Origin of the sequence: Allobosea sp. OAE752 (assembly GCF_050433265.1) — a bacterium.
GTDB lineage: Bacteria > Pseudomonadota > Alphaproteobacteria > Rhizobiales > Beijerinckiaceae > Allobosea > Allobosea spartocytisi.
The window spans coordinates 352,683-370,718 of record NZ_JBNPXO010000003.1 but is presented as its reverse complement, the minus strand read 5'-3'; the positions used below and the strand labels follow the sequence as shown (position 1 = coordinate 370,718).

15 protein-coding genes are annotated in these 18,036 nt (G+C 63.9%); 2 read left to right on the top strand and 13 right to left on the bottom strand.

The window, feature by feature from the left end:
• The first annotated feature begins 404 nt into the window (after window positions 1-404).
• The gene (locus tag GGC47_RS10905) at window positions 405-1,088 is read left to right on the top strand and encodes a GntR family transcriptional regulator (RefSeq protein WP_142022183.1); all 684 of its coding nucleotides are present in this window, start codon (window positions 405-407) and stop codon (window positions 1,086-1,088) included.
• Window positions 1,089-1,600: 512 nt separating this feature from the next.
• Here the strand turns inward: GGC47_RS10905 and GGC47_RS10900 are convergent.
• The 6 genes from GGC47_RS10900 to speB all read right to left on the bottom strand — a co-directional run bounded on the left by GGC47_RS10900 (window position 1,601) and on the right by speB (window position 7,490).
• Complete coding sequence (locus GGC47_RS10900; RefSeq protein ID WP_142022087.1) at window positions 1,601-2,371, bottom strand: creatininase; 771 nt, start codon at window positions 2,369-2,371, stop codon at window positions 1,601-1,603.
• Between the two features lie 27 nt (window positions 2,372-2,398).
• A complete protein-coding gene (locus GGC47_RS10895; protein ID WP_142022086.1) occupies window positions 2,399-3,475 on the bottom strand; it encodes an ABC transporter ATP-binding protein in 1,077 nt (358 codons plus the stop codon).
• A complete protein-coding gene (locus GGC47_RS10890) occupies window positions 3,475-4,305 on the bottom strand; it encodes an ABC transporter permease (protein ID WP_142022085.1) in 831 nt (276 codons plus the stop codon). The genes GGC47_RS10895 and GGC47_RS10890 overlap by 1 nt, the downstream gene beginning before the upstream one ends.
• Window positions 4,302-5,135 (bottom strand): ABC transporter permease, encoded by an 834-nt coding sequence (locus tag GGC47_RS10885; protein ID WP_370954620.1) that lies wholly within the window; start codon window positions 5,133-5,135, stop codon window positions 4,302-4,304. Before GGC47_RS10885 ends, GGC47_RS10890 begins: the two co-directional genes overlap by 4 nt.
• Before the next feature lie 118 nt (window positions 5,136-5,253).
• Complete coding sequence (locus GGC47_RS10880; RefSeq protein WP_142022083.1) at window positions 5,254-6,399, bottom strand: ABC transporter substrate-binding protein; 1,146 nt, start codon at window positions 6,397-6,399, stop codon at window positions 5,254-5,256.
• 35 nt (window positions 6,400-6,434) lie between these two features.
• Window positions 6,435-7,490, bottom strand: a complete 1,056-nt coding sequence (gene speB, locus GGC47_RS10875) for an agmatinase (RefSeq protein WP_142022082.1) — start codon at window positions 7,488-7,490, stop codon at window positions 6,435-6,437.
• A gap of 250 nt (window positions 7,491-7,740) precedes the next feature.
• On the opposite strand from speB, the gene GGC47_RS10870 reads away from it, so the two are divergent.
• Complete coding sequence (locus tag GGC47_RS10870; protein WP_133564849.1) at window positions 7,741-8,595, top strand: LysR family transcriptional regulator; 855 nt, start codon at window positions 7,741-7,743, stop codon at window positions 8,593-8,595.
• 416 nt (window positions 8,596-9,011) lie between these two features.
• Here GGC47_RS10870 and GGC47_RS10865 read toward each other — a convergent pair whose 3' ends face one another.
• The 7 genes from GGC47_RS10865 to GGC47_RS10835 form a co-directional block, all read right to left on the bottom strand.
• Complete coding sequence (locus tag GGC47_RS10865) at window positions 9,012-10,850, bottom strand: GH39 family glycosyl hydrolase (RefSeq protein WP_133564848.1); 1,839 nt, start codon at window positions 10,848-10,850, stop codon at window positions 9,012-9,014.
• A 60-nt stretch (window positions 10,851-10,910) separates the two neighbouring features.
• Window positions 10,911-11,744, bottom strand: coding sequence for a 5-deoxy-glucuronate isomerase (locus tag GGC47_RS10860; protein ID WP_142022081.1), 834 nt, complete (start codon window positions 11,742-11,744; stop codon window positions 10,911-10,913).
• Window positions 11,737-12,801, bottom strand: coding sequence for an ABC transporter ATP-binding protein (locus GGC47_RS10855; RefSeq protein ID WP_142022080.1), 1,065 nt, complete (start codon window positions 12,799-12,801; stop codon window positions 11,737-11,739). The genes GGC47_RS10860 and GGC47_RS10855 overlap by 8 nt, the downstream gene beginning before the upstream one ends.
• On the bottom strand, window positions 12,794-13,879 hold the full coding sequence (locus GGC47_RS10850; RefSeq protein WP_429067990.1) for an ABC transporter ATP-binding protein: 1,086 nt from the start codon (window positions 13,877-13,879) through the stop codon (window positions 12,794-12,796). Before GGC47_RS10850 ends, GGC47_RS10855 begins: the two co-directional genes overlap by 8 nt.
• Entirely contained in the window at window positions 13,857-14,996 is a 1,140-nt protein-coding gene (locus GGC47_RS10845; RefSeq protein WP_142022078.1) for an ABC transporter permease, read from the bottom strand. Before GGC47_RS10845 ends, GGC47_RS10850 begins: the two co-directional genes overlap by 23 nt.
• A gap of 9 nt (window positions 14,997-15,005) precedes the next feature.
• Window positions 15,006-15,992 carry an ABC transporter permease gene (locus tag GGC47_RS10840; protein ID WP_133564838.1) on the bottom strand — a complete coding sequence of 329 codons (987 nt, stop codon included), beginning with the start codon at window positions 15,990-15,992 and terminating at the stop codon, window positions 15,006-15,008.
• Window positions 15,993-16,067: 75 nt separating this feature from the next.
• Window positions 16,068-17,981, bottom strand: a complete 1,914-nt coding sequence (locus tag GGC47_RS10835; RefSeq protein WP_142022077.1) for an ABC transporter substrate-binding protein — start codon at window positions 17,979-17,981, stop codon at window positions 16,068-16,070.
• Between the last annotated feature and the right edge of the window lie 55 nt (window positions 17,982-18,036).

Sequence of the window (18,036 nt, the reverse complement as noted above, 5' to 3'; positions counted from 1 at the left end):
GCTGCGAGACTGCTCGTGGCGCGGCACGCGAAGAGTTCGGCGAGCGGCGCGCCCTCAACGATCGCGCCCGCATCCATGAAGACGCCGCCATCGGCGATTTGCCGAGCGAAGCCCTTTTCGTGGGCGACGCAGATTATCGTCATGCCGTCGCCGGGGAGCGGTCGAGGGCCGAGTGTCGCTCGCCGCTGCCAACACGACGATCGACACCGTCTTGTATCTGGAGCGCATCACACGTCTCGGCCGTTGCCCGAAGGCTTGCGAGTGCAACTCGGTCTGCAAGCTCGCTTGTCATTGTCGTCCTCCCTCACGAGGCGTGACGTTACTCAGCACGACGGAAATGTAAAATAAAAAATTTTCTATTTTTTAGATTGCACTCCCAGAGAGATTGCGCGATGATGGCGCGCATGAGCTCAGTCGTTCGCGCCACCTTGTCCGATCAGGCCTATGAGGAACTGCGAGCGCGCATCCTCTCGGGGGTACTACCGGGCGGGAGGCGACTTCTCCCCGAGGAGCTGGCGCTTAACCTTGCGATCAGCCAAACCCCCATCAAGGAAGCGCTGCTGCGGCTGGAGGCCGATGGTCTTGTCGTCTCGCCGATGCGCAAAGGGGCGGTCGTGCGCCAATTCACGCGCGCCGACGTCGAGGAGCTCTACGAAGCGCGCATGTTGATCGAGTTGAACGCTGTCGGCCAGATCTTCGAAAAGGGACCGATTGCGCCCGAGCTGATCACCGATCTGTCACGCTGCCTCGACGCCCACGAATTCTATGCGCGGCGCGGTACGCTTGACGACATCACTACCGCCCTCGTCCACGATCGCAAGTTCCACAGCGCGCTGATGACGGCGGCCGGCAACCAAATGATCTGCGAATGGCACCAGCGCATTCTCGGACAGACCCATACCGTGTTCGTCTATCTTGCCGGCAATTACAGCCGCTCGGCCGACGAACACCGCGACATTCTCGATGCGCTGAAGGCCGGTTCGTCCGACCAGACGCGAGAAGCTTTACGCCGACATCTCCTGCACAGCCACGACAACGCCTTGGACAATGTCCGGCGCTCAGGACTGGCCGAAATAAAGGGGCCTTGAACAGGCCGCGTGCACTCTGTTGCACATCCGGGAGAAGCGAGGAGGTCTCCGGGCTTTGCTGGCACTCTCTCGCGCTTTGCCGTGGCCGCCGTCAGCGCCCTTGAGACCATTTCGGGTTTTCGAAAGAGCGTTTCTCGGGATCATCGCAGCCACTCAGGAGCGCAGATGAGACAACCCCGAAGGACCGCGTCATCGATCCAGGCCGCGAAGGCATCATCATGAGACCGAAGAATTAGGAGAAGTTCAGCTTCGGAAACTGGTTGAAGGGAGCAGCGCCTTAGCAACAAGCTCCCTACCGCCCTCGTCAACAAGCTGCCTCGCATCAGCTGGAGCTCCCTGCGCAATGACTGGTTGCTCGATACGCGCGGGAGCGTCCGCTACGGGTTTCGTCATCAGCCGGCAGCGTCGCGCCAAATGCCGACATTGGGCGGTTGCCCGAAAGCAGCCCTTGCGCATTGTAGCGGCATATCCTCACCCAGCCTCTTCCCGCACGAGACGATGCATGGCGCCCCTCATGGCCTGTTGAATGCCTGTTTCAACGCCTGCGTCAGGCTGGAGACATATGCATCGAGGAATTGCTTACCCTTGTCCGCGGTCGCCGCTATCGCGGTGTTAAGCACGCCATCGGAAGGAACGGCTTCGGTATCGTAGGGCCAGAGCTCATAGCCGGGTACGCGGGAGGGGGCATGTTCGACGAGGCGGTCCATATGGACGAGGTCCGGGCGCAGATGCAGCATCATCGACGTTTCCATGATGCCGGCGTGTTCGAGATCCCAGTCGATCTGCGTCGTGCCGAAGATGGCGCTCGCGGTTTCTGCCGGCAGGAACTGCCAGTACCCGACATTGAGGATACGAAGCCCTTCCGCCAGACGCGCATTCTCGCGATAGGCGAGATCGCAACCTTCGCTGACATGCCAGAGATTCTCGGTATGGCCGACGATGAATGCGATCTTGCGAACGCCATGCCTGACGAACTCGCGCGTCAGATCTTTGACTTGCGCAATCAGGCTCGCCGCATCGAGGCTCGTCGTCCCCGGGAAATGCTGTCCGCCGCCGGAGCGAGGCATCGACTTGTAGCCATAGGCAATTGGCGGGGCGACGAGATGGCCTCCGCTCGCGGCAACGCCTTCGCAGACCGCCGCCGGCAGGATGACATCGACCGAGAGCGGTAGATGCGGGCCGTGCTGCTCGGTCGCTCCGACGGGGATCAGCAGGATCGGATCCTGCGCAATCGCGTCGCGATACTCGAACCAGGTCATCTCGGTCATGCGAAAGCTAGTCACGTCGTTCCCTCATGCGCTGGCGGGCTGTCATTGTTCGAGGAGATAGGCGTTTGCCGGTTGCCAACCGGCAAACAGCGCCTCGCCATGGCTCGGCGCGAGCTGCTCGAACTGATGCAGCGGCAACTGGGCCCGCAGACTGCGATCATCGCCTGCGTCGAGATGGACGACCACCACCGAACCGACGAACTGCTCGCCGACCACGCGCACCGGCACGACGTTCGGCAGTTCCGGGCGCTGGCGCGACAGCGCCAGGAAATCGGCGCCGATCACCAGCTCGACCTTGCGCCCCGGTGTCAGGTCGCTGCTGCGAGGAAGCTGCAGGATACCGAAGCCGGACTCGATCATCGCGCCGCCGCCATCGCTGCGAACCTTGCCGGAAATGATGTTGTTGGTGCCGATGAACTCCGCCACGAAACGGTTCGCCGGTTTGCGGAAGATCTCTCGCGGCGCGCCGACCTGCTGGATCGTGCCGCCGTTCATGATCACCACCCGGTCGGCCATCGCAAAGGCTTCCGACTGGCTGTGGGTGACATAACAGAAGGTGATGCCGAGCTGCTTCTGCAACTGGATCAACTCGGCTTGCATCTTCACCACCAGATGGGCGTCGAGCGCGCTCAGGGGCTCGTCCAACAGCAGCAACTCGGGCTCGAGCACGAGCGAGCGAGCGAGGGCGACCCGCTGGCGCTGCCCGCCCGATAATTGCGTGACGGGGCGCGTCGCGAAGGCTCCGAGACCGAGGCGTTCGAGCCAGCTATCGGCCTTTGCGCGCCGGGTTGCGGCGTCGACGCCCCGCATCTTGAGGCCGAACTCGACGTTCTGGCGGACGTTGAGAAAGGGGAAAAGAGCCAAGCTCTGCCAGACCAGCGGGGTCTGTCGCTGCCAGGGATCGACATGGTTCAACACCTTGTCGCGCAGCCGGATCTCCCCTGCGGTCGGAACTTCGAGCCCGGCGATCATGCGCAGCGTCGTCGTCTTACCGCAGCCGCTGGGGCCCATGATGGCGATGAACTCGCCGGATTCGACGACCAGATCGATCGACTTGACCGCGACGAAGCCGCCATAGTCCTTTTCAACCTTGTCGAGAACGAGCAGGGGCGAGTTCATCAGGTATCGCTTTTGTTCGGGGAAAGGGGGGAGCCCTCTGGACGGTCTCCGGCCCGACGCCAGGAGAATAAGGCCAGCGCCACCAGCGCCAGAACGATGGTGACGAAGAAGACGATGCTGCCGATGGCGTTGACCCGAGGGCTGACCTCACGCTGCAGCAAGACCAGGATGCGCACCGGCAGCGTCTCGTTGAATCCGGAAACGAACCAAGCCATCGCGAATTCATCGAAGGAGACGGCCATCGTCAGGAAGAAGGCCGCCAGGATGGACGGCAGCGCGAAGGGCAAGATGACATGCCGTAGCGCCTGTGTCTGGCCGGCCCCGAGATTCCAGGCGGCGGCTTCGAGGTCGGGATCCATCTGCGACAGGCGCAGGCGTATCAGCGCCATGGCGAAGGGCGCGCAATAGATCACGTGGGCGATGATGACTGAGTGCAGGCCGCCCGCGAGCGAGAGCTGGCTTTGGTAGACGAGCATGGCTAGGCCGAGGATCATCACCGGCACGTTGGGCGGCAGCATCGCCAGCGCGACATAGACCGCCTTGCCGGTGAAATTGTAGCGATAGTCGGTATAGGCGGCGCTGAAGCCGAGAACTGTCGCGATCGCCGCCGAACACACGGCCACGATCAGGCTGTTGCCAAGTCCCGACCGGATGGACGGCTCCGTCAGCACCGCCGCGTACCAATCCGTGCTGAACCCCTGCCAGGGCAGGCTTGGAAAGCGTCCCGCATTGAAGGAGAACACGAAGCTGGAGAGGATCGGCGCCAGGATGAAGGCGATCATCAGCCCGACATAGCCGAGCAGCGCCCAGCCGATGAGGCGGTTGGTCATCGTCCCACTCCCTGCTTTCCATAGGCGAGCTTGAGCGCGCCCAGCCCGGCCGCCAGCAGCGTCACGACCATGACCATGGCGACGACCGAGGCGCGCGGCCAATCGGACCCCGAACGCACCGTATCAACCATGAAGTTGCTGAGCACGGGCGGCTTGCTGCCGCCGAGGAGCGTCGGGCTGACGAAATCCCCGAAGGACAGGACGAAGGCAAAGGTGGCGGCCAGGACGAGCCCGACCTTGGCTGAGGGGATGACGACCGCGAACACCGTGCGCAGGCGGCCGCACCCCAGATTATGCGCGGCCTCGATCAGGCGTCGATCGACATTGGACAGGCTGATGAGCTGGATCAGCAGCACCAGCGGGAAACACAACGTCACATAGCCGATCATCGTGCCGAAGAGGTTATTGTACATGCGAAAGGGGCCGAGCCCGACGCTGCCGAGCGCGAGATTGATCAGGCCCTGATCGGTGAGAAGGATCTTCCAGGAATAGATGCGCACCAGATAGCTGGTGAAATACGGCGTGATCAGCAGGAAGACGACGACGCGCCGCAAGCCCGCCGAGGCTCGATAGGCGAGGTAGAACGCTCCCGGAAAGCTCACAAGACTCGTGATGAGCGCGGCCAGGAGGCCGTAGAGCAGCGTCCTTAGATAGATGTCCCAGAAATAGCCGGTCGAGAGCACCTTGCTCCAGTTTGCGAAGGTGAAATCGGGGGACAGCGTGAAGTTTCGGACGCTCCAGAACGTCATCATGACGAGGAAGCCGAGTGGCACAACGAACAGGAGCACCTGGCAGATCAGCATCGGAGCGCCCAGAGCGATCCCGAACACGCTTATTCCGCCGCTGGCGCGGCCGTTGCGGGGCGCGTCGCCTGGCATTGTCTTGAATTCCCGTATGCAAGGACAGAGATCCCGGCGGCAGGGCAACTGCCGCCGGGCGGGCTGATGATCAGGCGTTCTTGAACCGGGTCCAGACGTCCGTCCACTCCTCGATGGACTGCTGCACCGGCAGGCCACGGATCTGGATCTTGCCCTCGGTGATTTCGGTCATCACGTTGCGCGTATCGAGGCGATGTTCCAGCAGATCGGCCATCTTGGGGTCGGTCTTGTTGAGCAGCTCCCAGGCGGCCTTGTTCGGCATCGACGCGACATAGGACGATTTCGTCGCCGTCTGCACCTGCCCCTCGGGGGAGGCACGGTACTGCAGGAACTTGACCGCGAGATCCTTTTTCCGCGACGAGGAGACGATCGACAGCGACTCCGTCCATTGCACCGCGCCTTCATCGGGAATGGAGGCGGTGATCGGCACGCCGTTCTTCTGCAGGAGGATCGCCGCCCAGGCGCCGACGCCCGGCATGACCCAGGCCTCGCCATTGGTCAGCGAAGAGAAGACGGACGACCACGGGCCGATCCCTGACATCTGCGGCGACAGCGACAGCAGGCTCTGGCTGAGCTTCTGGAACTGCGCCTTGTCCAAATTGGAGGGCGGCTTGTTGCCGTCATACATGCTCAGGCACGACATGTTCGGAAGGTACCAATCGTACATGCCGACCTTCTTGGCGACCTTCTTGTCCCAGAGAATCTTGTAGGACTTGGCCTCCTCGGCGGAGAGCTTGGTGTTGTTGTACACCAGACCGAGATAGCCGAAGCTGTTCATCAGCGAGTAGAGCTTGCCGTCCTTCCAGTGCGTCGGGAATTTCTGGAACTGCGGCCAGAAGTCATTCAGCGGATATTGCACCGGATCGAGCGCATCGATCTTTCCGGCCTGCGCCAGCATGGTGACGTATTCGGCATCGGTCAGGACCACGTCGAAGGTTCCGGGCGGAGAGGATTGCAGCAACGCCAGCATCTCCTCGCCGCCGGTATATTCCTTGGCCTGGACCTTGACGTTGTATTTCTTCTCGAATGCGCCGACGACCTCCGGACCGGCGTGGCCGGGCCAGCTCAGCAGGTTTAGGACCTGATCATCAGCAGCCATGACCGGCCCGAGGGACGCGGCAGCCGAAGCACCGAAGCCGAGAGCGGCGCCGGTCCGGATGAAGGAGCGGCGCGAAATCTGATGATTGAAGAAGCCACGCCCTTCGAATTTGTTCATTGTCTTGATCCCCTCTTACAAGCAACCGATTGTTGTTATCGCGGCTTTTCGCCGTTCTTGAGCGCGACCAGGCAGAGCAGTTCGAACAGCATCTGGGCGGCGACCTGGGCGGTATTGCTGGTCGCGTCATATTGGGGGGCGACCTCGACGACGTCGGCGCCTATGATGTCGAGTCCGGCAAAGCCGCGCAGAAGCTGCAAGGCCTCCCGCGGCAGCAATCCGCCGACCTCGGGCGTCCCCGTGCCCGGCGCAAATGCAGGGTCGAGACTGTCGACGTCGAAGGTGATGTAGGTCGGACCGGTGCCGACGATCTCCCGAGCCCTTGCGATCACCGCCGGAATGCCCTGCTCGACGAGCTCTTCGGTGTGGATGACGGTCATGCCCGAAGCGTAGGAGAACTCCCAGAGATATTCGGCTCCGCCGCGGATGCCGATCTGGACCGTCCGCCGAGGATCCAGGACGCCGGCCAGGACGGCCTCGCGGAACGGGCCGCCATGATGGAATTTCGAGCCCTCGTAAGGGCCGGCGGTGTCGCAATGCGCATCGATCTGGATCATCCCGACCGGCCGCTCCGCGCCCAGCGCCTTGAGGATGGAACCGGTCATCGAATGGTCTCCGCCGACCGAAAGCGGGATTGCCCGTGTTTTCGACACCATTCGATAGCAGGCTTGGATATCGGCATGGCACTCGGCCAAGTCGAAGCGACTGCGCATCGGCACGTCGCCGACATCAGCGACGGCGAGCGAACCCATGGGGGCCAGCCCCAGGATATGCTCGTAAGGACCGACGCGGTCGATAGCCCTAACCGCGCGTGGTCCGAAGCGGGCGCCATTGCGGTTCGTCACACCGAGGTCCATCGGCACCCCGATCAGCGCCACGTCCAGAGTTTCGAGAACTTCCGGCTTCAGGCCATTGGCGATGAAGGGCGCAGCCAGAAGCGTCGCGGGATCGGCGAAGGGCCATTTGCGGCCGTCCGAATCGCGAAAGATTTGCCGCGCGACGTCCCGGAAATGCGGATCGAACATGTCTCCGCCACCGGCACTGCCATAGCGCGTCCGCAAGTCTTCCAAATCGAGAACATCAATGGGCATGATCGTCGCTTGTCGTCAGGGTTCTGTTGCGCTGGAACGGAGTTCGCAAGAGCAACGAACTATCTTCCCGGACGGTGGCATTGCGGCTCTGACCCGCATAGCCTCAAAAGGCTGGTGGCGATATAACGAAAACTGAACGCGGCAGCGCCGGCTCCAAAAAACGATACGACCGGGCATGAGCATGTAATTGCCAGAAAACCAAGGGATTTCGAGCTTGCGAGCCGAGGTTCGATATAATGATATGTGAACGATGAATCTTGACCCCTATCTCCTGCGTGCCTTTTTAACCGCTGCCGAAATAGGCACGGTCAACGGTGCGGCGAACGCTCTGAACCGCACTCAAGCCGCCGTGAGCATGCAGATTCGCAAGCTGGAGGATATCCTCGGGAAAGGTTTGTTCGAGCGATCTTCCCGTGGTTTGACCCTCACCGCGGACGGCCAGCTTTTCGCCAGCTATGCGCGTGAGATGGTCGCCCTCAATGAGGAGGTGCGGCGACGGTTTCAGGGCAACGAGATCGAAGGACGGGTGAGGCTCGGCGTCGTCGAGGATTTCGCGGCGACACGGCTGATCCAGATCCTCAAGGCGTTCCGCGACCAGAACCCGCGGATCGACATCGACATCATCGTCGAACCCAACCGCCGCCTCGCTACCCTGTTCGAGACCGACAAACTCGATGTGACGATCTGCGATGTTTCTCAGATCGCTCGGAAGCCGATCCTGGTCTGGAACGAGGAGCTGCATTGGATCGCCCGTTCGGATCTCGTTTTGCCCGCCGATGCGCCGCTGCCGGTTATCATGTTCGAGGAATCTTGCCCGTGGCGCGCGCCGACGATGGCCGCTCTGGCCGGCCTCAAACGACGATGGAGCGTCGTCTGCGAAGCATCGACGCTGGTTGCGATGATCACCGCCGTGCGTGTCGGAATCGGCATCGGACCAATGATCGCTGCGACGGTCCCCAATGACTGCCGAGTCCTGGATAGCTCGGGCTCGTTTCCTCGGTCTCCCTTTATCGATGTCGGTCTATACGCTCATTCTGCAGCTTCCAGCGAAGCTTCCTATCTCGCTGACTTCATCGCGCGAAATAGTCGCCTGAGAAAATTTTGATGTTTTCGACCGGTCGCGGCTATGCACGTTCCTTTGCGCCACGAGCGGACATTGCGATGTTTCCGGAAACTAGACCTTCAAAGACATAGATCCTGGACCGACGTTGCGGCCTACGGTCGTGCTCGGGCGGTTGGCCGCGATTTGGACGCATCGCTGGCCGACCCACAGTGTCGCTGCGCCCATGGAAGACGCAGTCCCTTCCGCTAGAAAATGCTCTGGCTTGGGCGGTGCTGGTTGGATTGCACCGCCCACAGACATTAGAAAATCGAATTCTACGGCCTGATGGTGGCGCAATTCGAAATGCTGGCGTCTACAGGCGATGTTTGTGGCGTGGCATCAGGGCAGGGGCCGATTGAAGAAGCTTCATCGTTTTCCCGCTTCTCCGCGGCAGATATCGCTGATGATGCCGTGCCGTTTCAGGTTACTACAATCGGGTCGCTCTCGGCGCTGACCCGCCCGAACAGATCGCGCGCCCGCACACGGTAGAAGCCGGCCGCGGCTCCGGGATGCAGGTATACGCTCGACAGCAAGCCAACCGGATTGATCACCTGCCAGGGCCCCTCTTCGTGCGCGCTCAAGAGCACGTCGAAAAGCTGGATGCCCTCATAAGCTGCCGGCTCCCAGAACAGGACGCGATTGCCGCCGTTCAAGCCACCGAAATGGCTGATCTTGAGCGCGGAGGGCGCGGCGGGAACGGCATCGTCCCGCCGCACAAGCGCTACCAGCGCCACAGAGGGCAGCGGCATGTCGAGCTTGAATGCATGCCCGGCAACGGTTCTGCCGATCTGGAGATGCTCGACCGCCAGGGCGGGTTCCTGCGCCAAGCGCATCGCTTCGAGCTCAGCCGCGTTCGGCAGGTCGGGCGCGCCGAGATCCTCCCAGACGGTGAAGGGATCGCCCTTGCCATGGGCGATGCGGAAGCTGGCGAGCGCATAGGCGCCGGGCTGCAATCCGGAAAAGGCAAGCTCCACCGCGCTCTCGCCGGACTGCCAGATGCGGTCGACGCTGTTGTAGAGGAGCACGCTGGCGCCGGAGGGTTCTGCGGCGCTTCCGAGAGCGGTCGCGATCGCGCCGAGGCCGTTGCGGTCGGGATCGAGCCCCTGGCCGTCGAGCGCGAAGCGACGCTCGCTCAGCAGGCCGAGCAATTCCATGACGCTGAGCGCCGGCTTCTTGACGAGGTCGAACGGCTCGGGCTCGATGCGGCGTGCTTCCAGCGCGGCGATGTCGGTCTTGTGCTCGGACTGGGCCGCGCGCACCGGACGCTTGCCGAAATAGGTCAGATGCGTGCGGTGGCCCCAATGGCCGACGAAGCCGTTATCGTTGCTGAGCACCTCGTAATCGACGCCTTCGCCATCGATCATCAGGCGCTGGTGCTGGTCGATGATCTTGGCGGCGAGCCCGGCGAAATAGGGCATGCCGTGCCAGGTATGGTAGAGATGCCAGCCGATCTGCGGGTCGCATTCGTCATTGACGAAAGGCAGGTTGGCGAAGCGCGGATGATGCTCGCGGATATAGTCGACCGCCATCATCTCGTGCCGGATGATCGAGAGGCTGTTCGGCGTCAGATCCTCGGCATGTTTCTTCGCCCCCTTCTCATGCACAGAGATGAAATCGAGCCGCACGCCGGTCTCGCCGGTGAAGAGATTGGTGCCGGTGTCGCAATGGGCGAGGAAGCTCTTGAAGATCGGCGGGATGCGTCGGGCCACGCCGGGGCCGCCGAGCCGGAGCTTGGGATCGACCGCCTTCAGCGCTTCCGAACAGGCGTCGTAATAGTTGTTGAAGCCGGTCTCGCCGCCGAGCTTCCACCAGATGTCCGGCTCGTTCCAGGTCTCGAAATACCACTGGCGCAATTCCTCGGCGCCATAGCGGGCGCGATAACGCTCGGCCATCTCGCCCATGAAGTCGCGCCAGTGATGCGCCTGCGCGACGTCGTTGAAGTCGGTGTAGATGTAGGAGGGATTGCCCATCAGCTCGAAGAAGGGCCGGATGCGATGCTCCAGCATGACGTCGAGCGCCGCATCGAGCCGCGACCAGTCGTATTTGCCGAAGGCGGAGGCGGTGACGAGGTCGAGCATGTAATGCACGCGCATGTATTCGATGCCGCGATTGGGTACGCCGCCGACATAGGCGAGCGTCTGCCGCATCTCCGGCTCCAGCAGCAGTTCGGCGGGCGAGAAGCCCGTGCTGTGCCAGAAGCGCCGGAAAGGTTTGGTCGGAGCCGAGAGGTCGACATGGATGCGGGTCTTGTCGGGCATGACGGGTCCTTCGCTGAGGAGCAGGAGCGAGAAAATTGCCGGCTAAATTGATGGGGTGATTTACTTGAACTTGTCGCGCATCGACTGGATGCCGGGGATCGCGGACATCAGATGGGCATGGCGGTCGTCGAAATGCTGGACGAGCCCGCGCTGCGTCTTCCCGACCAGGATGGTGAAGATGTAGCAGCGGTGGCCGGGCGAGGTGACGGTCGGGTGATAGCCACGATCGACCAGGATCGTGTCTCGATCCTGCACCATGAAACATTCGGACCGGCCGTCGGCATAGATGATCTGGGCGCCGAAGCCGGTGCCGGGCTCGTAGCGGTAGTGGTAGAGCTCGTCATGAGCCGTCTCGCCCTGCCGATCGTCGTCGTGCTTGTGCGGCGGATAGCCGGACCAGCAGCCGGGGTCGGCATAGAGCTCGCTGACCAGGAGATTGCCGGCGCGACCTTGGCCGTTCTGGCCGAGGATATGGAAGATGCGGCGGCGGCTATGGGTGTCGGGCGAGCCGACATCGACCATCGCGACCTCGTCCGGCGCGATACGGAAGGGTTTCAGCCCCTCATCGTCGCAGAGCCCGCCGGCCACGGCGACCTCGACGGGGCCAGTGGCGTTCTCCAGCCGGACCGCGCTGCCCGGCGGGGCATAGACCGAATCCGCCTCGCCCGACCAGATGTCGCGCCGCTTGCCAACGGCCGCGAAGCGTTCGCCGTCGACGACGATGTCGACCGTGCCGGACAGCACGACATAGACGCTCTCATGCCGCGGCAGGTTCTGCTCGATCGTTTCGCCCGGCGGCAATCGCAGCAGGTTGAAATGGACATGCGGCAGGGCCGGATCGTCCGAGACGATGGCGTGGTTGGCGTTGTCGCGGGCGCGGATGTGCTTAGGCATGGGTAGCTTGTCCGGTCTGGATGGCGTCGACGCCGCGCAGCGTGAGCGTCTCGGCGTGATGGCAGGCGACGCTGCGGTCGCCGAGATCGCGCAAGGGCGGCTGCGTGGTGCGGCAGGTCTCGGTGGCGAAGCGGCAGCGTGGGTGGAAGGCGCAGCCGCTCGGGCGGTTCGCGGGATCGGCGACCTCGCCCGACAGGCGAATGCGGCGGTTCTGCCGGCGATGGGCGGGGTCGGGGATCGGCAGGGCCGAGAGCAAGGCCTCGGTGTAGGGGTGCAAGGGCCTGGCGAAGAGCGCCTCGGAGCTCGCGATCTCGACGACCTGGCCGACATACATCACGACGACGCGGTCGCAGATATACTCGATCACGCTGAGGTCGTGGCTGACGAAGAGATAGGTCAGGCCGAACTCCTCCTGCAGGTCGCGCAGCAGGTTGAGCGTCTGCGCCCGGACGCTGACGTCGAGCGCCGAGACGGCCTCGTCGAGCACGACGAGGCGGGGATGGGTCGCCAGCGCCCGGGCGATGCCGACGCGCTGGCGCTCGCCGCCGGAGAAGGCGTGTGGGTAGCGCCGGGCGTATTCCGGTCGCAGGCCGACCTTGGCGAGCAATTCGCGGACCTTGGCCTCGATCTCGCCCGACGGCACCAGCCGGTTGACCTTCAGCACCTCGCCGACGATGTCGCGGACCTGCAGGCGCGGATTGAGCGAGGATTGCGGGTCCTGGAAGACGATGCGCAGATCGGTGCAATAGGCGAGCCGCTCATCCTCCGAGAGCCGGTCGAGATCGACGGCGCCGCCATCCTTGCGGCGATAGCGCATGGTGCCGGCTGTCGGCTGGTGGATGCCGAGCAGCAGGCGCGTCACCGTCGACTTGCCGCAGCCGGATTCGCCGACGAGGCCGAGCGTCTCGCCTTGCCGGATCGCGAAGGAGACATCCTCGACCGCGCGGACCGGATTGGCGGCCTTGCGCTGGAACAGCGTCCGGCGCGGCGGAAACAGCTTGGTCAGCCCGCGCACTTCGAGCAGCACGTCGGGAGCAAGCGAAGTGGGATCAGCCATGACGGGCGCCCTCCATGGCAGATGGCTGGCGCGCGAGGATGCAGCGCACGTCCCGCCGGGGGCTGATCGAGACCGTGCCGGGATCGGCGACGTCGCAGACGCCCTTGAGCGCTGCGTCGCAGCGCGGGTGGAAGTCGCAGCCCGACGGCCGGTCGAAAGGCGAGGGCACCATGCCGCGGATGGCGGCGAGGCGCGTGCCGCGCCCGGCGCCGAGCCTGGGCACGGAATTCAGCAACGCCCGCGTATAGGGATGGCGCGGATCGGCGAAGATCTCCTCGACCGTGCCGCGCTCGACGATCTTGCCGAGATACATCACCGCGACATCGTCGGCGATCTCGGCGACCACGCCGAGATCATGGGTGATGAACAGGATCGAGAGGCCGTCCTCGCGCTGTAATTCCTGCAGCAGGTCGATGATGTTGGCCTGGGTGGTGACGTCGAGCGCGGTGGTCGGCTCGTCGGCGATGAGGAGGCGTGGCCGGCAGGACAAAGCGAGCGCGATGCAGACGCGCTGGCGCATGCCGCCGGAAAACTCGAACGGGTAGTTGTTCAGCCGCTCCGCCGGCTTGGGGATGCCGACCCGGCCGAGCATCTCGACGGCGCGCGCCTCGGCCGTCTTCTTCGAGAGGTTGAGGTGCCGACGGATCACCGGAACGAGCTGCTGGCCGATGGTGTGGACCGGCGAGAGCGCCGCCATCGGCTCCTGCGAGATCAGCGAGATCTCCTTGCCGCGCAAGGCGCGGATCCGGCGGCCACGGGGATCGAGCGCGGTGACGTCGAGAGCCTCGCCGTCGCTGCCGGAATAGATGATGCTGCCGGCTGCGATGCGCCCGCTCGGCGGCAGCAGGCTCATCAGCGCCCGCCCGGTGACGCTCTTGCCCGAGCCGGACTCGCCGACGATGCAGAGGGTGCGCCCGCGCGGCACGTCGAAGGTGACGCCGTCGACCGCACGCACCAGCCCGTCATCGGTGCCGATCTGGACCTTGAGGTCACGGACGGTGACGAGCGGTGGCGCCGCTCCATCCTCCGGCGCCGGTCTTCCGTGGAAACCGGGCTCAAGCATAGGGATCGGCCGCATCGCGAATTCCGTCACCGAGGAAGTTGAGGGCGAGCACCGTGACGACCACCGCGGCGCCCGGCGCAAGCAGCCAGGGCGCCGTGGTCAGGGCCATGATGCTCTGTGCGTCCTTGAGCAGCACGCCCCAGCTCACCACCGGCTCCTTCAGCCCGATGCCGAGGAAGGACAGCGCCGTCTCGGCCAGGATCATGCTGGGGATCGCCAGCGTCACCGAGGCGACGATATGGCTGGTGAAGGAGGGCACCATGTGCCGCCAGATGACGCGCTGGCGCGAGCAGCCGTCGAGCCGCGCCGCCAGCACGAAATCCTCGGTCCTGAGCGACAGGAAACGGCCGCGCACGACGCGCGCCAGATCCGTCCAGCCGATCAGCGAAAGGATGATGGTGATCCAGAGATAGACCAGCAGCGGGTCCACGCTCGCCGGCACCGCGGCGGCGAGCCCCATCCAGAGCGGGATGGTCGGGATCGATTTCAGGAAGTCGATGCAGCGCTGGACGACCTCGTCGATCCAGCCGCCGTAATAGCCGGAGATGCCGCCGAGCAGCAGGCCGAGGAAGAGGCTGACCGCGACGCCGACGAGGCCGATCGACATCGAGATGCGTGCTCCGTGGATGGTGCGCGACAGCACGTCCCGCCCGAGCCTGTCGGCGCCCCAGAGATACATCGGCTGGGACGGGTCGGCCGGGCCGATCAGGTGCCGGTCCCAGGGGATCAGCCCGAAGAGCTTGTAGGGTTCGCCCTGGGCGAAGAAGACGATCGGATTGACCGATTTCTCGTCGACCACGAAGCTCCGCTTCAGCGCCACCGGATCGAAGCTCATCCGGTAGCCGTTGACATACATGAAGTGCGTCTCGCCGGACGCATCCGTGCCGAAGAACTTCAGGGCCTGCGGCGGCCCGTAGGTGAAGCGGGCGTTGTAGGTGTCGGGCGAGAAGGGGGCGATGAACTCGGCGAGCAGCGCGACGAGATAGATGCCGAGCACCACGAAGAGACTGGCATGGGCCAGCCGGTGCCGGCGGAAGCGGCGGAAGATCAGCCGCCACTGGCTCGCTTCGGCCAGCCGGCGGCCAGCCGGGGCAACGGTTTCCGGAACGGTGGGCGCGGCGATATCGGTCATGCGCGCACCTCAGGCGTAACGCACGCGCGGATCGAGCCACGCGAGCAGGATGTCGGAGATCAGGGTGCCAATCACGGTGAGCGCGCTCAGCATCAGGATGAAGCTGCCGGCGAGGTACATGTCCTGCGCCAGCAGCGCCGAGAGCAGCAGCGGGCCCGCGGTCGGCAAGCTCATCACCACCGAGGTCACGATCGCGCCCGAGACGAGGTTCGGCAGCACCCAGCCGATGGTCGAGACGAAGGGGTTGAGGGCGACCCTGACCGGGTATTTGAACAGCAGTTCCATCTCGCCGAGCCCGTTGGCGCGGGCGGTCTGGACATAGGGTTTGTAGAGCTCGTCGATCAGATTGGCGCGCATGACGCGGATCAGCGCCGCCGTGCCATGGGTCGCCAGCACGAAGACCGGCAGCCATAAGTGCATCGCGAGATCGCCGACCTTGGCCAGATTCCAGGGCGCGTTGACATATTGCGGCGAGAACAGCCCGCTGACGCTCATGCCGAAATAGCGCGAGAACACGTACATCAGCGCCAGGGCCAGCAGGAAGCTCGGCACGGCGAGGCCGAGGAAGCCGAGGAAGGTCACGACATAGTCGAGCCAGGAATAGCGGCGGACCGCGCTGTAGATGCCGATCGGCAGGGCGACGAGCCAGGTGACGATCAGGGTGATGCCGGAGAGCAGGACGGTGAGGCCGAAACGGTCCCACATCAATTCGGAGACCGGCTTGTTCCATTCGAAGGATTCGCCGAAATCGCCGCGGAACAGGATGCCGGAGATCCAGAGCCAGTATTGCACATACCAGGGCTGATCGAGCCCGTAGCGCAGCTTGAGCGCAGCCAGCGTGTCGTTGTCGAGCGAGCCGCCCTGCTCGGCGAATTTGGCGCTGAACGAGGTCAGGAAATCGCCTGGCGGCAACTGGATGACCAGGAAGGCGACGACCGACACGGCGGCCAGCGTGGCCAGCGTATAGACGAGCCGTCTCAGCATGTAGCGGAGCATCTCGAGCCTCCGGTGCAATCGGGCGGGGCGAATGGCCAGGAGCGGAGGCTCCGGGCCAGATGACGATAGCTGGAGCTATTCGTAGAAATACTGTTCCGGATTGGTCGGGCCCGGCGTCATGTAGAAGAACGTGTCCGGCATCAGGTCAGGCACGTTGCGCATGTTGTTCTTCACGACGCCGTAATTATCGGCGTCCATATTCGTGCCGATCACGTAGAACTGGTCACGGGCGATCGCGAGGATCTTCTTCATGACCTCGATCTGGCCGGCGGTGCCAGGCGTCTTCTGCATCTGGACGTAGAGCGCCTGCTGCTGCTTGGCTGCCTCCGGCGGCTCCTCGGCGTTGGGATCTTTCGGGTTCTGGAAATAGATCCCCCAGGCCGAGGCAAAGGCCGCCTGGTTCTCGTAAGGGAAGTACCATTTCGGGTCGAGGATGCCGAGGAAGTCGTAGCCGCCGCCGCCGATCCAGACCATCGCATCGTGCTCATTGGCGAGCATGCGGGCGAAGGCGAAGGATTCCTCGACGGTCTTCACCTGCATCTCGATGCCGACCGCGGCCCAGTATTTCTTGATCAGCTCGAGCGCGTCGATTTGGTAGCGGCGCGAGGTCGCGGCATCGACGGCGAAGGAGATGCGCTTGCCATCCGGCCCGAGCCTGAATTTCTGCGCGTCGCGCTTGGCGAAGCCCGCCTTGTCGAGCAGCGCGTTGGCGGTTTTCGGATCGAACTTGGTGTACTGCGTGGCCATCTGCTCGTCGTAGAGCGCGGTGCCCGGGCGCGGGGCCGCCTGATAGGGCTGCGACTGGCCGGCATAGATCAGGTCGTTGATCTCGTCGCGGTTGATGGCGAGCGAGAGCGCGACACGGAAGTCCTTGTTGCGGAAGACCTCGCGCAGCACCGGGTTCTTGCTGGTTTGATTGAGCGAGATGCACATCGCGTTCGACCAGGCCGGCTGCGCCTTGAACAGGCGGTAGCCGCTACGCTGGCGGTTCTGGGCCAGCACGATGCGCGTCTCCAGCCCGTTGAGGCGCTGGTTCTGCATGTCGAGCTCGCCATTGATCGCCTTGAGTACGATCGCCTGCTGGTCGCCCATGATGTCGAAGGTGACGCGGTCGATATAGGGCAGTTGCCGCCCCTCCGGATCGACCTTGAAGTAATAGGGATTACGCTCCAGCACGACCTGCGTCGTGCCGCCATAGGGCACGGTGAGCTTCCACGGGTCGAGCACGGGCCGGCCGGTGTCGCGCCAGCGGCCGGGGAAGCTGGTCTTGTTGAGGAAGAGGGCGGCCCAGTTCGCCGCCTTGGCTTCCGCGACCAGCTTGTCGACGCCGTCCGGATTATACGTCTTGTGAAACTGCTTGAGGTAATGCGCCGGCGCCGCGGCGAGGATGTCGGACCCGAACGTCGTCGCCATGTTCTCCAGCAGCATGCCGTTGGGACCGGTGAAGCGGAAGCGGACGGTGTCGTCGTCGATCTTCTCGACGATGACGGGGTCGCTGCCGCTGCGCAGCCAACGCGGCACCGACGGCGTCAGCTCCTTGTTCATCAGCACGTCCCGGTACCAGAACAGGATGTCGTCGGCGGTGAACGGCGCGCCGTCCGACCAGCGCGTGCCCTTGCGCAGATGGAAGACATATTCGGTGCCGTCCGGCTTGACGTCGATCTTTTCGGCAACATCGGGCTCGACCGCAGTCCAGTCCCGGTTCCAGCGAACGAGGCGTGTGTAGCCGACCGAGCGCTCGATCAGCGAGTCGCTGCCGCCCATCAGGGCCTGGCGCCAGGTGCCGCCATATTTGCCGGCCTTCTCGACCGGGCTGAGCACCAGCGGCTTCTCGGGCAGGCGCTGCTCGACCGGCGGCAGCTTGCCGCCCTTGACCAGCTCGGAGAGGCTCGGCGCCTCCTTGTAGTCGGTCGCCCCGGCCGCTCCCGAGAGGGTCAGAATGAGGGACAGCGCAACGCCACGCAGGGCGCGCCTAGGGAAAACTGCCATCGTCTCCTCCACTGCGCCTTCTGCTCGGTGGCGGGCGCTATGAAGCTACGTTATC

Excerpts from the sequence above, each read along its gene's own strand:
- GGC47_RS10835 (WP_142022077.1), bottom strand. The coding sequence starts at position 17,981 with ATGGCAGTTTTCCCTAGGCGCGCCCTGCGTGGCGTTGCGCTGTCCCTC.
- GGC47_RS10905 (WP_142022183.1), top strand. The coding sequence starts at position 405 with ATGAGCTCAGTCGTTCGCGCCACCTTGTCCGATCAGGCCTATGAGGAA.
- GGC47_RS10855 (WP_142022080.1), bottom strand. The coding sequence starts at position 12,801 with ATGGCTGATCCCACTTCGCTTGCTCCCGACGTGCTGCTCGAAGTGCGC.
- GGC47_RS10840 (WP_133564838.1), bottom strand. The coding sequence starts at position 15,992 with ATGCTCCGCTACATGCTGAGACGGCTCGTCTATACGCTGGCCACGCTG.
- GGC47_RS10850 (WP_429067990.1), bottom strand. The coding sequence starts at position 13,879 with ATGCGGCCGATCCCTATGCTTGAGCCCGGTTTCCACGGAAGACCGGCG.
- GGC47_RS10865 (WP_133564848.1), bottom strand. The coding sequence starts at position 10,850 with ATGCCCGACAAGACCCGCATCCATGTCGACCTCTCGGCTCCGACCAAA.
- GGC47_RS10845 (WP_142022078.1), bottom strand. The coding sequence starts at position 14,996 with ATGACCGATATCGCCGCGCCCACCGTTCCGGAAACCGTTGCCCCGGCT.
- GGC47_RS10870 (WP_133564849.1), top strand. The coding sequence starts at position 7,741 with ATGAATCTTGACCCCTATCTCCTGCGTGCCTTTTTAACCGCTGCCGAA.
- GGC47_RS10880 (WP_142022083.1), bottom strand. The coding sequence starts at position 6,399 with ATGAACAAATTCGAAGGGCGTGGCTTCTTCAATCATCAGATTTCGCGC.
- GGC47_RS10895 (WP_142022086.1), bottom strand. The coding sequence starts at position 3,475 with ATGAACTCGCCCCTGCTCGTTCTCGACAAGGTTGAAAAGGACTATGGC.
- GGC47_RS10860 (WP_142022081.1), bottom strand. The coding sequence starts at position 11,744 with ATGCCTAAGCACATCCGCGCCCGCGACAACGCCAACCACGCCATCGTC.
- GGC47_RS10890 (WP_142022085.1), bottom strand. The coding sequence starts at position 4,305 with ATGACCAACCGCCTCATCGGCTGGGCGCTGCTCGGCTATGTCGGGCTG.
- speB (WP_142022082.1), bottom strand. The coding sequence starts at position 7,490 with ATGCCCATTGATGTTCTCGATTTGGAAGACTTGCGGACGCGCTATGGC.